At 46.0% G+C, this 13,498-nt stretch carries 10 protein-coding genes; 8 read left to right on the top strand and 2 right to left on the bottom strand.

Going from position 1 to position 13,498, the window contains the following annotated elements:
* Positions 1 to 80: 80 nt before the first annotated feature.
* The 7 genes from prpC to RXX31_RS07495 all read left to right on the top strand — a co-directional run bounded on the left by prpC (position 81) and on the right by RXX31_RS07495 (position 11,163).
* On the top strand, positions 81 to 1,223 hold the full coding sequence (gene prpC / locus RXX31_RS07525) for a 2-methylcitrate synthase (RefSeq protein WP_317588462.1): 1,143 nt from the start codon (positions 81 to 83) through the stop codon (positions 1,221 to 1,223).
* Between the two features lie 189 nt (positions 1,224 to 1,412).
* The gene (gene acnD, locus RXX31_RS07520) at positions 1,413 to 4,004 is read left to right on the top strand and encodes a Fe/S-dependent 2-methylisocitrate dehydratase AcnD (RefSeq protein WP_317588460.1); all 2,592 of its coding nucleotides are present in this window, start codon (positions 1,413 to 1,415) and stop codon (positions 4,002 to 4,004) included.
* 9 nt (positions 4,005 to 4,013) lie between these two features.
* Positions 4,014 to 5,210, top strand: a complete 1,197-nt coding sequence (gene prpF, locus RXX31_RS07515) for a 2-methylaconitate cis-trans isomerase PrpF (RefSeq protein ID WP_317588458.1) — start codon at positions 4,014 to 4,016, stop codon at positions 5,208 to 5,210.
* Between the two features lie 57 nt (positions 5,211 to 5,267).
* Positions 5,268 to 7,145: a propionyl-CoA synthetase gene (locus RXX31_RS07510; RefSeq protein ID WP_317588457.1), complete on the top strand. Its 1,878-nt coding sequence runs from the start codon at positions 5,268 to 5,270 to the stop codon at positions 7,143 to 7,145.
* 192 nt (positions 7,146 to 7,337) lie between these two features.
* Positions 7,338 to 7,826 carry a GNAT family N-acetyltransferase gene (locus RXX31_RS07505; protein WP_317588456.1) on the top strand — a complete coding sequence of 163 codons (489 nt, stop codon included), beginning with the start codon at positions 7,338 to 7,340 and terminating at the stop codon, positions 7,824 to 7,826.
* Between the two features lie 379 nt (positions 7,827 to 8,205).
* Complete coding sequence (locus RXX31_RS07500; RefSeq protein WP_317588455.1) at positions 8,206 to 9,657, top strand: NUDIX domain-containing protein; 1,452 nt, start codon at positions 8,206 to 8,208, stop codon at positions 9,655 to 9,657.
* A 282-nt stretch (positions 9,658 to 9,939) separates the two neighbouring features.
* Positions 9,940 to 11,163 carry an aldose 1-epimerase family protein gene (locus tag RXX31_RS07495; RefSeq protein ID WP_317588454.1) on the top strand — a complete coding sequence of 408 codons (1,224 nt, stop codon included), beginning with the start codon at positions 9,940 to 9,942 and terminating at the stop codon, positions 11,161 to 11,163.
* Between the two features lie 254 nt (positions 11,164 to 11,417).
* Here the strand turns inward: RXX31_RS07495 and RXX31_RS07490 are convergent, their stop codons facing one another.
* The gene (locus RXX31_RS07490; RefSeq protein WP_317588452.1) at positions 11,418 to 11,693 is read right to left on the bottom strand and encodes a hypothetical protein; all 276 of its coding nucleotides are present in this window, start codon (positions 11,691 to 11,693) and stop codon (positions 11,418 to 11,420) included.
* 630 nt (positions 11,694 to 12,323) lie between these two features.
* On the opposite strand from RXX31_RS07490, the gene RXX31_RS07485 reads away from it, so the two are divergent.
* Entirely contained in the window at positions 12,324 to 12,809 is a 486-nt protein-coding gene (locus RXX31_RS07485) for a GNAT family N-acetyltransferase (protein WP_317588450.1), read from the top strand.
* A 116-nt stretch (positions 12,810 to 12,925) separates the two neighbouring features.
* Here RXX31_RS07485 and RXX31_RS07480 read toward each other — a convergent pair whose 3' ends face one another.
* Positions 12,926 to 13,489 (bottom strand): sugar O-acetyltransferase, encoded by a 564-nt coding sequence (locus RXX31_RS07480; RefSeq protein WP_317588449.1) that lies wholly within the window; start codon positions 13,487 to 13,489, stop codon positions 12,926 to 12,928.
* Positions 13,490 to 13,498 lie beyond the last annotated feature (9 nt).

The following is a 13,498-nucleotide window of genomic DNA, read 5'->3' as shown; positions in this document are numbered from 1 at the left end:
CAATCCAATAACGTGAAACTTGTCTGGTGAATAAAAACGCTCCAAAGAGAGCAAAGCCAGACAGAAAAGGAGTTCAAACAATGCCTCAAACTGAAGCAAAGAAAGCAGAGTTAGGTGGTGCAGGCCTACGTGGTCAAAGCGCGGGAAGCACAGCTTTATGTACTGTCGGTAAAACGGGAACAGGTCTTACTTATCGCGGCTACGATATTACTGACCTTGCCAATAATGCTCAATTTGAAGAAGTGGCGCACCTACTGTTACGCGGTCACTTACCAAATCAACAAGAACTCGACGCGTACAAGACGCATCTGTTGAGCCTTCGTGGCCTGCCAGCTGAACTTAAGCAAGCGCTAGAGCTTATCCCTGCCTCGGCGCATCCTATGGATGTGATGCGTACAGGCTGTTCTGTTCTGGGTAACTTAGAACAGGAAATGAGCTTTGATGAGCAACTGCAATCCACTGAGCGCATGTTAGCGCTGTTCCCTGCAATCATCTGTTACTGGTACCGTTTCAGCCATGATGGCGTGCGCATTGATACAGAAGATACGTCTGAAGATAGCATCGGTGGCTACTTCCTGAAGCTACTTACTGATAAAGAGCCAACCGAACTGCACAAACAAGTGATGCACTGTTCACTTATCCTATATGCAGAGCATGAGTTTAATGCGTCAACATTTGCGGCACGCGTATGTGCATCAACATTGTCAGACATTCACTCTTGTATTACTGCGGCAATCGGCACGCTTCGTGGTCCTCTTCATGGTGGTGCAAATGAAGCGGCGATGGAAATGATCGAAGATTGGCAGACGCCGGATGAAGCAGAAGCGAACATCATGCAAATGCTAGCCAACAAAGACAAGATCATGGGCTTTGGTCATGCGATTTATCGCGAAAGTGACCCTCGTAACGCGCTGATCAAGCGCTGGTCTGAAGAGCTATCTAAGCAAGTAGGTGACACTCACTTATATGCGGTCTCTGAGCGTGTTGAGTCAGTGATGAAGCGTGAAAAAGGTCTGTTCTGTAACGCGGACTTCTTCCACGCATCGGCTTACCACTTTATGGACATTCCGACCAAACTGTTCACGCCGATTTTCGTGATGAGCCGTTTAACGGGTTGGGCTGCACACGTGTATGAGCAACGCGCGAACAACCGAATTATTCGTCCAAGCGCAGATTACACAGGTCCAGACCATCAGGAATGGGTGCCTATCGAAAAACGCTAGTGCGTAACTCCTTCTCTTACGTTTATTCTCTCCTCGTAAGAGAAGGAGTATTTCTCATCACTAAGGTTACTAGAACGACTACATCTCAAAAACGGTTCTCCAATCAAGTCTCCAAACAACTTTTCTAGGGTAATGTTTCTAGAGTGATGGGGAGAAAGCCAAGATGTACAGATTGAATGGAAGCAAACCATGAGCACAACTATTAATACCCAATATCGTAAGTCGCTTCCGGGGACTCAGCTCGATTACTTTGATGCCCGCGAAGCCGTAAATACTATCTCTCCTGGAGCCTACGAAACGCTCCCTTACACCTCACGCGTTCTTGCCGAGCAGCTGGTTCGCCGCTGTGACCCAAATACACTAACCGATAGCCTCAAACAGTTAATTGAACGCAAGCGCGATCTCGATTTTCCTTGGTATCCAGCGCGTGTTGTTTGTCATGACATCCTGGGCCAAACTGCATTGGTTGACTTAGCGGGTCTGCGTGATGCGATTGCCGATCAAGGCGGTGATCCTGCAAAAGTGAATCCTGTGGTTGAAACTCAGTTGATTGTTGACCACTCGCTTGCGGTAGAACACGCGGGTTTTGAGCCTGATGCATTTGATAAAAACCGCGCGATTGAAGAGCGCCGTAATGAAGACCGATTCCACTTTATCGAGTGGTGTAAAACGGCATTTGAAAACGTCAGTGTTATCCCAGCGGGTAACGGCATCATGCACCAAATTAACCTGGAGAAAATGTCTCCAGTAGTGCAAGCGAAGCAGGGCATTGCTTACCCGGATACTTGTGTGGGCACGGACAGTCACACTCCGCACGTTGATGCTCTCGGTGTTATCGCGATTGGTGTGGGTGGTCTGGAAGCTGAAACCGTGATGCTTGGCCGACCATCAATGATGCGTTTGCCGGATATTGTCGGTGTGAAACTGACGGGTAAACGTCAACCGGGCATTACTGCAACGGATATCGTTCTGGCGATTACTGAGTTCCTACGTAACGAGCGCGTCGTTTCTTCTTATCTTGAATTCTTTGGTGAAGGTGCAAGAGACCTGACTATCGGTGACCGCGCAACCATCTCCAACATGACACCAGAATATGGCGCGACAGCAGGTATGTTCTACATTGACGAGCAGACCATCAACTACCTGAAACTGACTGGTCGTGATGAACAGCAAGTCAACTTAGTTGAGAAATACGCCAAACAAGCTGGCCTTTGGGCAGACGACCTCGATACTGCGGTTTACGAGCGCGTACTTGAGTTCGATTTGTCATCAGTGAGCCGTAATATGGCTGGTCCTTCAAACCCTCACCGCCGTTTGCCTACTTCTGAGCTGGCACAACGTGGCATTTCTGGTGCTTGGGAAGAGAAAGAGGGCGAGTTGCCAGATGGTGCGGTGATCATCGCTGCAATCACATCGTGTACTAACACCAGTAACCCACGAAACGTTGTTGCTGCTGGCCTTGTGGCGAAGAAAGCTAACGAACTTGGCTTGGTACGTAAACCTTGGGTGAAATCCTCTTTTGCACCTGGCTCTAAGGTGGCGCGTCTTTACTTAGAAGAAGCGGGTTTGCTACCAGAACTGGAAAAACTTGGCTTTGGCATCGTTGGTTACGCATGTACGACTTGTAACGGTATGAGCGGCGCGTTGGATCCAAAAATCCAACAAGAGATTATTGACCGCGATTTGTACGCCACAGCGGTACTGTCTGGTAACCGTAACTTTGATGGCCGTATCCACCCTTACGCGAAGCAAGCTTTCTTGGCTTCACCTCCACTGGTTGTGGCTTATGCGCTAGCGGGTACGATTCGTTTTGATATCGAGCGCGACGCCCTGGGCACTGACCAAAATGGTAACCCAATTCACTTAAATGATTTGTGGCCAAGCGACGAAGAGATCGATGCGGTTGTTGGTCAACACGTTAAACCCGAGCAGTTTAACCAGGTTTACATCCAGATGTTCAAACTGGACGATGCAGCGCAAAACTCTAACCCGCTGTACGACTGGCGTCCGATGAGTACTTACATCCGTCGCCCACCATACTGGGAAGGGGCATTAGCAGGTGAAAGAACGCTGTCTGGCATGCGTCCTTTAGCAGTTCTGGGTGACAACATCACGACTGACCACCTATCGCCGTCGAACGCGATCATGGCGAGCAGTGCGGCAGGTGAATACCTGGCGAAAATGGGCGTTCCGGAAGAGGACTTTAACTCTTACGCGACACACCGTGGCGACCACTTAACCGCGCAACGTGCGACCTTTGCTAACCCGAAACTGTTCAACGAAATGGTGAAAGAAAACGGCGAAGTGGTACAGGGTTCTCTAGCTCGAATTGAGCCAGAAGGTCAGGTTGTTCGCATGTGGGAAGCAATTGAAACCTACATGAACCGTAAACAACCACTTATCGTGGTAGCGGGTGCGGATTATGGTCAGGGTTCTTCCCGTGACTGGGCTGCAAAAGGTGTGCGATTAGCTGGTGTAGAAGCGATTGTTGCTGAAGGCTTTGAGCGTATCCACCGTACTAACTTGGTTGGCATGGGCGTATTGCCACTGCAATTCAAACCGGGTGTAAACCGCAATACATTAGAACTGGATGGTACTGAGATTTACGACGTAGTGGGTGAAATTAAGGCGGGTGCTGATTTAGCCTTGGTCATCACACGCGGCAACGGCGAAAAAGTCGATGTTCCGGTGACCTGTCGTTTAGATACTGCTGACGAAGTTCACGTGTACAACGCAGGTGGTGTATTACAGCGTTTTGCTCAAGACTTCTTGGCACAGTAAGGGATCGTTATGGAAAACATTACTCCTAACCAAATGAGCCAAATCAAAGTGCCTGCAACGTATATGCGTGGCGGCACGAGTAAAGGGGTCTTTTTCAATCTCGACGATTTGCCTCAAGCCGCGCAGGTAGCTGGTGAAGCACGTGACAAACTGTTGTTACGTGTTATCGGCAGCCCGGATCCTTACGCGAAGCAAATCGATGGCATGGGTGGCGCAACTTCTAGCACCAGTAAAACGGTGATTGTCTCTCGCAGTAGCCGAGACGATCACGATGTCGACTACTTGTTTGGACAAGTATCGATTGATAAGCCATTTGTTGATTGGAGTGGTAACTGCGGCAACTTGTCTGCCGCAGTCGGGCCGTTCGCGATTCATGTGGGTCTAATTCCACAAGATCGCATTCCAGAAAATGGCATCGTTACTGTGCGAGTTTGGCAGGTGAACATCAGCAAAACCATCTTAATTCACGTGCCGATTGTGAATGGTTTTGTGCAAGAAACCGGAGAGTTTGAGCTCGATGGCGTGACATTCCCAGCCGCTGAGATTCAAGTGGACTTCGTTGATCCAGCTGACGGCGAAGGGAGCATGTTCCCAACCGGAAACTTAGTCGATGATTTAGTGGTGCCAGATGTAGGGACTTTCAACGCCACCTTTATCAATGCAGGTATTCCAACCATATTCATTGATGCTGAATCGATTGGCTATCAGGGCACTGAACTACAAGATGACATCAACAATGATGACGCTGCGCTAGCGATGTTTGAATCTATCCGTGCGCATGGCGCCTTAAAAATGGGCCTGATTTCTGAACTTGAAGAAGCTCAGACACGCCAACATACGCCAAAGATTGCGTTTGTTTCCAAGCCCAAAAGTTACCTGTCTTCCAGTGGAAAATCGGTCAATGATACTGATATCGATGTGTTGGTCCGTGCGTTATCGATGGGCAAACTACACCATGCAATGATGGGAACAGCAGCTGTTGCTATTGCGTCCGCTGCTTGTGTGCCGGGAACGCTGGTGAACTTAGCTGCGGGTGGCGGAGAAAAAGAGTCGGTGACTTTTGGCCATCCGTCAGGAACGTTAAAGGTTGGTGCACAAGCAAAGCAAACCGAACAAGGCTGGGTGGTACAAAAAGCCATCATGAGCCGAAGTGCGAGAATACTGATGGAGGGATTTGTGCGAGTACCCTTCAATGTCTTTGAATGAAAAGAATGGTCTTTGAATAGAACGAGAGCAAAATCAGGACATACTGGAGGAAGCAATATGTCTTCATACGAAAAAGAGTACTTATGGGCGAAAAATGAACCGGAGAGTTTTTGGCGCGCTCAAGCGGAGAACATCGACTGGTTTGAGTCTCCAAACACCATCTTGAAAGCTGATGAAAATGGCATCGAGCGTTGGTTCCCGGATGGCGTGATGAACACAGCTTGGCTGGCATTGGATTACCATTGCGAACAAGGTCGGGGGGAAAACGCCGCTATTATTTATGACTCGCCAGTGACGGGAAATAAAAAGACTTATACCTACAATGAGCTACGCGACCAAGTAGCGAAAATTGCCGGAATGCTGTCTGCTCAAGGCGTTGTAAAAGGCGATCGAGTCGTTATTTACATGCCGATGATTCCAGAAGCGGCTATGGCGATGCTGGCGTGTGCCCGTTTAGGCGCAATTCACTCAGTCGTGTTTGGTGGCTTTGCACCTAATGAGCTGGCAGTGCGTATTGAAGATGCCGAGCCGAAAGTCATCATGACGGCGTCGTGTGGTATTGAGATCAACAAAGTCATACCGTACAAACCGATGGTGGACAAAGCCATCATGGATAGCCGTTGGAAGCCTGAGAAAGTGTTTGTACTCCAACGTCCAGAGTGCGAAGCCGAACTAAACCAGGAACGAGATCTGGATTGGCAACAAGAATACAGCCAGGCATTGCCACACGCTTGTGTTCCTGTGTTAGCGACCGATCCACTCTACATCCTTTACACATCGGGAACGACCGGTAAGCCGAAAGGGGTGGTACGTGATAACGGTGGCCATGCTGTTGCACTTAAGTACTCGATGAGTGCGATATATAACATGCCACAAGATGGTGTATTTTGGGCCGCATCCGACGTAGGTTGGGTAGTAGGGCACTCGTACATTGTTTACGCGCCACTCATTCATGGCTGTACCACAATATTGTATGAGGGCAAGCCAGTCAGAACACCGAACCCGGGCGCATTCTGGCGAGTATGTGATGAATACAAAGTGGATGCATTATTCTCAGCGCCTACGGCGTTCCGCGCAATTAAGAAAGAAGACCCGGAAGGTGAGTTCTTAAAGCAGTACGATCTGTCTAACTTAAAAACCATCTTTATGGCTGGTGAGCGTCTCGACCCGCCAACACTCGAATGGGTGCAGAGTAAAGCCGATAAACCGGTTATCGACCACTGGTGGCAAACGGAAACGGGTTGGGCTATTGCGGGTAACCCAACGGGCATTGAGATGATGCCTGTGAAAGCGGGTTCTTCAACTAAGCCAATTCCGGGTTATCAAGTCGAAATTCTCGATGAACTTGGTGAACCGGTGAAACCAAATCAACAAGGCTTTGTCGCGCTAAAACGTCCGTTACCACCAAGCTGTTTACCGACTGTTTGGCGTAACCATGACCGTTTTGATACCGGCTATCTTAGCCAGTTCCCGGGTTACTATGTCTCGGGTGACGGCGGCTATCTCGACGAAGATGGTTACCTGTTTATTATGGGCCGTATCGACGATGTGATTAACGTTGCGGGTCACCGTTTGTCTACGGGTGAGATGGAAGAGATCGTGGGTGGACACCCAGCCATCGCAGAATGTGCGGTTGTTGGTATCCACGATGACCTGAAAGGGCAGCTCCCACTTGGCTTTGTGGTACTAAAAGACGGCGTCAAAGTGGATGAGCTGGATCTTGAAGGTGAATTAGTCGGAAAAGTACGCAGTGAGATTGGCGCAGTAGCTTGTTTTAAACACGCACTGGTTGTTGATCGCTTGCCGAAAACTCGTTCAGGGAAAATCTTACGTCGAACCATTCGTCAAATCGCTGATGGTGAAAAATATACGGTGCCATCAACCATTGATGATCCAACAAGCTTAAGTGAAATCGAGCGTGTTCTACGTCGATAACCTTTAATCTGTTTCTTGTTTAATGTTTTGCCCCTGCAATACCAGCAGGGGCTTTTTTCTATTTGTGAGCTGGTCAATTTAACTCTACTTGCAGCAAGAATAATCGAATAACTATTTTATTGATCCTACCTACTTGCCATCCTTGTACTTTGGTCACAAACTACAAAGGTTCAATTTTTGGTAATCTTTTGTATGAGTACATTTGTAATCAAATCTGCGTGTTTTGATGATATCCATATTCTTAATGAGCTCATGTTCGATCTGCACGACGAACATCATGTTCAATCGCCGCAACTGTTTAAAACGGCAGAAGAGATTGAACAAGAAAAAAGCATTGGGCGTTATATTGATAACCCAGAGTGTCTGGTTTATGTCGCATCAATAGGGGAAGACATTATCGGGTTTGTCTCCGGACACTTTTGTGAACTCGTTTCTGTTGTCAGCAAGCCCGTTATGATGGGGAGTGTCGATGAGCTGTACGTGCTGCCTGAGTTCAGAAAGCAAGGAGTAGCCAAAGCATTACTTGATAAAATTGAAGGCACTTTCATCAATTATGGCGCGAAACAGATGTTTGTTGAAGTATGGGACTTTAATAAACAAGCGTTAGCACTCTATGACAAGCAAGGCTTCGGGCACCACATTCACTGTCTGCGAAAACCGCTAACAACGCCGATCAAGTAAGGTAATTCTGTTCTAATGCGGGGGGCCTTTCGATGCTGTTTACGGTGAACTCCGACTAATGTGCATAGTTTTAGTTCATAAGTGAGCTGTGTATTATTAACACAACTTGTTCTCTGCAAACAAAAAGCCTCAAATCATGTGTCAGAGATGAGAATTTACTCAAGGTCGATGATTTTTTCTGACACTAATTCTACATAGCTGTCAAAATCTCGCCCAATCTTGCAGTATGTGTCTGAGGATTGTCAGAGGAATATTAATTTTCATCTCCAATACCCTCAATCTTCTGTATGATACGCATCAGGTGACACTTCGTTTTCCTTAAAAATTACCAGTCTTGTTGCCATCCCACTTTGGTCACTATCATTAAAGGTTACATTTTGTGTTGAGACGTTTGTTTTTCCTCACTCTTTACTCCGTATTATTTATTACTGCTCCGGCTTCATTCGCTGTGTCTCCTTTAGATAAAACCGAAGGTGCAATCTGTGTCGTGCGAGCGGATGACCAAATGGTGCTGGTTCACGAGATACTGACGAATAAGATTTCATTGCCGGGTGGGACGATAGTTGCGGGTGAGTCACCAAGAGCTGCAGCTCAAAGGGAGACCTGGGAAGAGACTGGACTCGTTGTCACGGTTGGCGAAGAGCTAGGTCGAACTGAGACTGCCGTTTTCTATGATTGCGTGTCAGATTCGGAGCTCATCGCCTTCTCAATGTTCAACTCGATGGGGGGGAATGAACTGCCAGTTTGGTTCGCACCGCATTATGGCGTAGAAATAGCGTCGGCAATGTTGTTGGCACCTGAGAAGCTTACTAGCTCTGTATATCGCTATCCCGAACAGTGGCAAACGGTTGTCGGTTATTTCGACGAGGCAACGTTGCAACCCGTTCACTATATCCATCAATTGGTTGAATCAGCACCATCGTTTCGTCAGTTTGAATTAGCCTGGATGATGGAATTACAAAGTTGGGTCAGCTCACTATCTGAAACCAGTTTTCAGACGGCGCATCAGATCGCTGATTGGATTCTTGAACTTTCGACACCAGCCATTTTTCTATTTTTGTTTCCGTTCGTGATGATGCAATTTGGTAGCCGATTCGTTTATCGGCTATTTTTCGCTATTTCAGCAACGTCAGTGATGACGCTCGTCGCACAGCAGGTTTTTTCATTACCGAGGCCACATGTATATATGCCTGTGGTAGAGCTGACCCATAGCTTTGGTTTTAGTTTTCCAAGCCTGCCTATTGCAGTGTGGTGCTGTATGATCACTTTTCTATTTCAGAAAACAGGCAAATTTGGTGTTAATGTGACGACGGCTATGATCATAGGTATCACTTTGCTGGTTGTTATGGCTAAGTATTTCCTTGGTACCGCTTTTATGCTGGATATGTTGCTTGGCGCTTTACTGGGGATATTGGTCTCCTGGCATGTGTTGCGTCTGGAAGTCAATCCGGAGATAAATGTTGACCAGCTGCTCACTTCGAAAGGACTCTGGTTTGCTATGACCGGGTTTACTGTCCTGATTACCGTCATTTGGCCGTTACCAGTATTTGGCAACTGGCTTGCTATTCTTCTAGCAGCATCAGCGATTGTTGTGACTTTCGATAACGCGCAAGTGCGAATAAGCGCCAGACAGGCCGTTTTCGTTACTTTGGCGTTGTTCTTAGCTCAACAACTTTACCTATATTCAGCAACTATCGTTTCGTATAGCGGTTTTTGGTCTTTGGTGTTTATCACGCTGGAATACCCAATGTTGATGCTATTGTTCACTTTTCTGGTAAGAAAGCTTACTCAAGCGCAGCGTCAGAAAACAAGCGTTCAGGGAGCCAGATAGGGCGCTTTAACTCGCTAGAACAAATAACATAGCCTCGCCATTTGCGAGGCTTTTCTTTATCCAAAATAGAGTGGCGTTTTTCAAGTTGGGCTGAGCATTGCAAAATGAGAGACAATATTGCTGAAGTTGATTCAGCAATCAAAATTAGCGTCGATATACCACTCTCATACTATCAAGATCACATTGCTATTAGTTGCGCATTGTCGGCTGCTTTTCTTTAGGCGTATTTTTAACTGAATCGATTCAGCATTTGTTATTCACAACAAAATTAAGGAAAAAGAGATGAAATTGAATTCAACGCTCGCTGCCGTACTTCTTGGTCTGACTACGATGAATGTTCACGCTGCCGAATTTGTATTAACCGATTCTGCTAAGGGGCAGGATGTGGGGGACTGGCAAGTCACTAACGAATCACTAGAAATGAAAAGTGATACTCCGTTTTCCATAGAAAAACGCCGTCTGCATGGTGGCAAGCAGATGGGTGTCGATATTATCGTTGTCAATAATGGTGAACTGAGCATCACCGTTATTCCAACACGTGGCATGGGTATACTCAATGTTAAACGTGACGGTGAACGAATCTTAGGCTGGGATTCTCCAGTCAAGGAAGTGGTTAACCCGGCGTTTATTGAATTGGAAAGCCGCAATGGTCTTGGCTGGTTAGATGGCTTTAATGAAATGTTAGTGCGATGCGGTTATGAATGGACCGGCCATCCAGGCGTAGATGATAACGGCCAGCTGTTGAGCCTTCATGGCAGGGTCCAAAATACCCCGGCTTCGACCGTGAAAGTTATCATTGATGACAATCCGCCACATAAAATTACGATTGAAGGTACGGTGTCAGAGCGCACGTTCAAAAAGGCAGAGCTGGAAACGCTGACCAAACTCGAAGTCGTTCCTGGTGAAAGTTCGTTTGCTCTGCACGATACGCTAACCAATAAGGCTGACTATGATGATGAATATCAGATCATCTACCACTCTAACTTTGGTCGTCCGATCTTAGAGAAAGGCGCGAAAGTCACCGCTGCAGCAAGTGAGATTTCACCATTTAATGACTACGCCAAAGCAGGATTAGACGATTGGCAGACGTATCTCGGCCCAACCAAGGACTTTGATGAAATGGTATTTAACCTCAAGCCAATTGGGGACGAAAACGGCAATAGTTTAGCTGTACTGCATAACCAAGCTGGTAATCTGGGTGTGGCGCTTGGCTATAATGTTAAACAATTGCCGGTACTGACTTTATGGAAAAATACCGATACTGAACAACAGGGCTACGTCACGGGGATCGAGCCGGGTACCAGCTATGCGTACAACACGAAGTACCAACGTCCGTTGGGTCTGGTGCCAACCATAAAAGCGGGTGAAAGCAAACAATTTGATGTTACGTATACGGTACTGCGCGATAACCAAGAGGTTACGCAAGCTTTAGAAACCGTCAAAAGTATTCAACAAAATCAGTCCGTGAAAAAGGTAGAGCAGCCGCTGGTCGATTTGAGCAAATAATCCCAAAGTTAAAAGGGTCACAGCCGTTGACCCTTTAAACATTACCTGTTTCTTGCTAACTATTCATACAGTTTTTTCGAATTAGGTAGAGAAGCTTAATGAATGTTAGGTACTGTATTTCGATCGGATTGATGACCAAAAGAAAGGGCGTGATATATAAAAGTGATTCACGATAATAGTTTTTATATGCGATATCAGCCGATAGTAAACGTGAGAGACGAATACACAACAAACTTTCGTTGACAAAAGGTCATTTACAAAATGTTATTGCGTAAAAGCCCTCTCTTGACATTAGTACAGAGTTTCCCAAACTGACGGATATCATCAAAGTTTGGTGTAATGCCTCGAGAGATACTGTGTTCCCAATAAGAGAGTTCTGAGTCCACGAGTTCCATCAATTTTTTAGGGCAGCCAATGCAATTGCCATCAGTACCACAAACGAATGTGTCACTTACATACAGAGGAAGCTCGACCTTGGCTCGATCAATAATTAACTGCATAGCAGTAACTCTGTCTGGTTTGATGCTCATGTTTTGAATCGCTGGTTTCGGAGAGTGTCGCCATTCTAAGGTGATTAATCACGTTGTAAATTGGCTGAAAGTGGTAATGTTGAGGGTGTTTAGCCAACAAAAAATTAAAATGGATTCTTAACGCTCGGGATTTGTAAGTTTTGATTGGTGTTAGCTTGCTCGCAAACGCTAATGCTAAAAGGAGGCTTATAAAACGACGAGATTGTTATTATTGCAGGGTTTATCTGCAAGGTATCTGAGATGTCAGTTCTCAACATAATGCTCGTTAGTAGTTTTTTATTGAATTTGTCTTTAGATTGGTTTGAGGTGGAAAGTGCGAGAACCTCGAGCTTATGGGTTTCATTTCTCGTTTCATGGACGTTTATTCTTGACGAAATGACCTGGCTGCAATCAGGCACTCACAAATCTGCTGAATGGATCAAAACCTTTTTTATTGCCTATATAACCTGTGAGGTGACTTTGGTGATCAATATGATTTACAGGTTGGCGAATAAATATAGTGTAACCTCAATGTCTTGGTATACTCCATGTTTATTGCTAGCTGGTTACTCACTCTACCAAAAGGTATACAAAGGTTAGAGTTTGCGTTGCTCACGTCTTCGCTAAGTATTATGTTCGAGAGGAATTTGAATGTTCAGGGAAACAACGAAGGCTGATTTTGAGTTATTTTGGCCAACTTTTTCAGCCGTTATTCGCGATCAGGAAACCTACGCGTTTGACCCAGAAATGACGATGGAACAGGCTTACCACATCTGGTGTGAAGTTCCGTTGAAGTCGTACGTTTATGTAGAAAATGACGTAATTTTAGGTTCCTACTACCTGAAGCCTAATGCTATGGGCCCAAGCAATCATATTTGTAATTGTGGCTATATGGTTGCAAGCGAAGCGAGAGGGAAAGGTATCGCGCGCAAGATGTGTGAGCATTCGCAACAGTTAGCCGAAGAGCTTGGTTTTGAAGCGATGCAATTCAATAGTGTTGTATCGACCAATGAAATTGCGGTTAACCTGTGGCAAAAACTCGGCTTTAGCATAATAGGTACGATTCCTAAAGCCTACAGACATGGTCGTTTGGGGTATGTGGACAGTTTAGTTATGTACAAATGGCTACGAGCATAACAAATATCAGATCAACTCAGTAACACGATTGTGTACGCGAAAACGGGTTTATACATTAAGAAGCTTCGTATGTCGGTCCGAGGCCTCTTAAATCATGTCTTATTCTAGTTACACGCTTACTCTAAAACCTCGAGAGAACGAACCACTTTGCATGGATTGCCTACCGCCACACTGTTTGCTGGGATAGACTTATTTACAACGCTACCTGCGCCAATTGTGCTGCCTTTTCCTATTGTCACTCCAGGGAGAATAATACAACCACCACCAATCCAAACGTCATCTTCTATGGTAATGGGTTTCGCTTGTCCAATATGTTCTTTACGTTCGCGAGGGTCTAGCGGGTGAATCGCGGTATAAAGTTGGACATTGGGCGCAATAAAAACATTGTCACCAATCGTCGTTGGACAGCAATCTAACAACACAAAGTTATAGTTAATAAAGACGTTGTTACCTAGCGTTGTATTAATACCGTAGTCGATTCTCACCCCTTTCTCTATATGTACGTTTTCGCCAACTTGCTTAAAGATGCTTTTGATAACTCGTGTTTTTTCTTCTGTCTGACGCGAACTGAGTTGGTTGAAGTGATCCGTTTTATCTCTGGTTTGATAGCGTATTTCTACAAGTTCTGGATCATTAATTAAGTAAGGCTCTCCAGCCACCATTTTTTCGTAGTCAGTCATGCACATTGC

Source organism: Vibrio sp. EA2 (genome assembly GCF_033042495.1).
Taxonomy (GTDB): domain Bacteria; phylum Pseudomonadota; class Gammaproteobacteria; order Enterobacterales; family Vibrionaceae; genus Vibrio.
This window is presented reverse-complemented; position numbering and strand designations above follow the sequence as displayed.

What these genes read in the sequence shown, in the direction of transcription:
- RXX31_RS07505 (WP_317588456.1), top strand. Translation starts at nt 7,338, where the DNA reads ATGAGTACATTTGTAATCAAATCTGCGTGTTTTGATGATATCCATATT.
- acnD (WP_317588460.1), top strand. Translation starts at nt 1,413, where the DNA reads ATGAGCACAACTATTAATACCCAATATCGTAAGTCGCTTCCGGGGACT.
- RXX31_RS07485 (WP_317588450.1), top strand. Translation starts at nt 12,324, where the DNA reads ATGTTCAGGGAAACAACGAAGGCTGATTTTGAGTTATTTTGGCCAACT.
- RXX31_RS07495 (WP_317588454.1), top strand. Translation starts at nt 9,940, where the DNA reads ATGAAATTGAATTCAACGCTCGCTGCCGTACTTCTTGGTCTGACTACG.
- RXX31_RS07510 (WP_317588457.1), top strand. Translation starts at nt 5,268, where the DNA reads ATGTCTTCATACGAAAAAGAGTACTTATGGGCGAAAAATGAACCGGAG.
- prpF (WP_317588458.1), top strand. Translation starts at nt 4,014, where the DNA reads ATGGAAAACATTACTCCTAACCAAATGAGCCAAATCAAAGTGCCTGCA.
- RXX31_RS07480 (WP_317588449.1), bottom strand. Translation starts at nt 13,489, where the DNA reads ATGACTGACTACGAAAAAATGGTGGCTGGAGAGCCTTACTTAATTAAT.
- RXX31_RS07490 (WP_317588452.1), bottom strand. Translation starts at nt 11,693, where the DNA reads ATGAGCATCAAACCAGACAGAGTTACTGCTATGCAGTTAATTATTGAT.
- prpC (WP_317588462.1), top strand. Translation starts at nt 81, where the DNA reads ATGCCTCAAACTGAAGCAAAGAAAGCAGAGTTAGGTGGTGCAGGCCTA.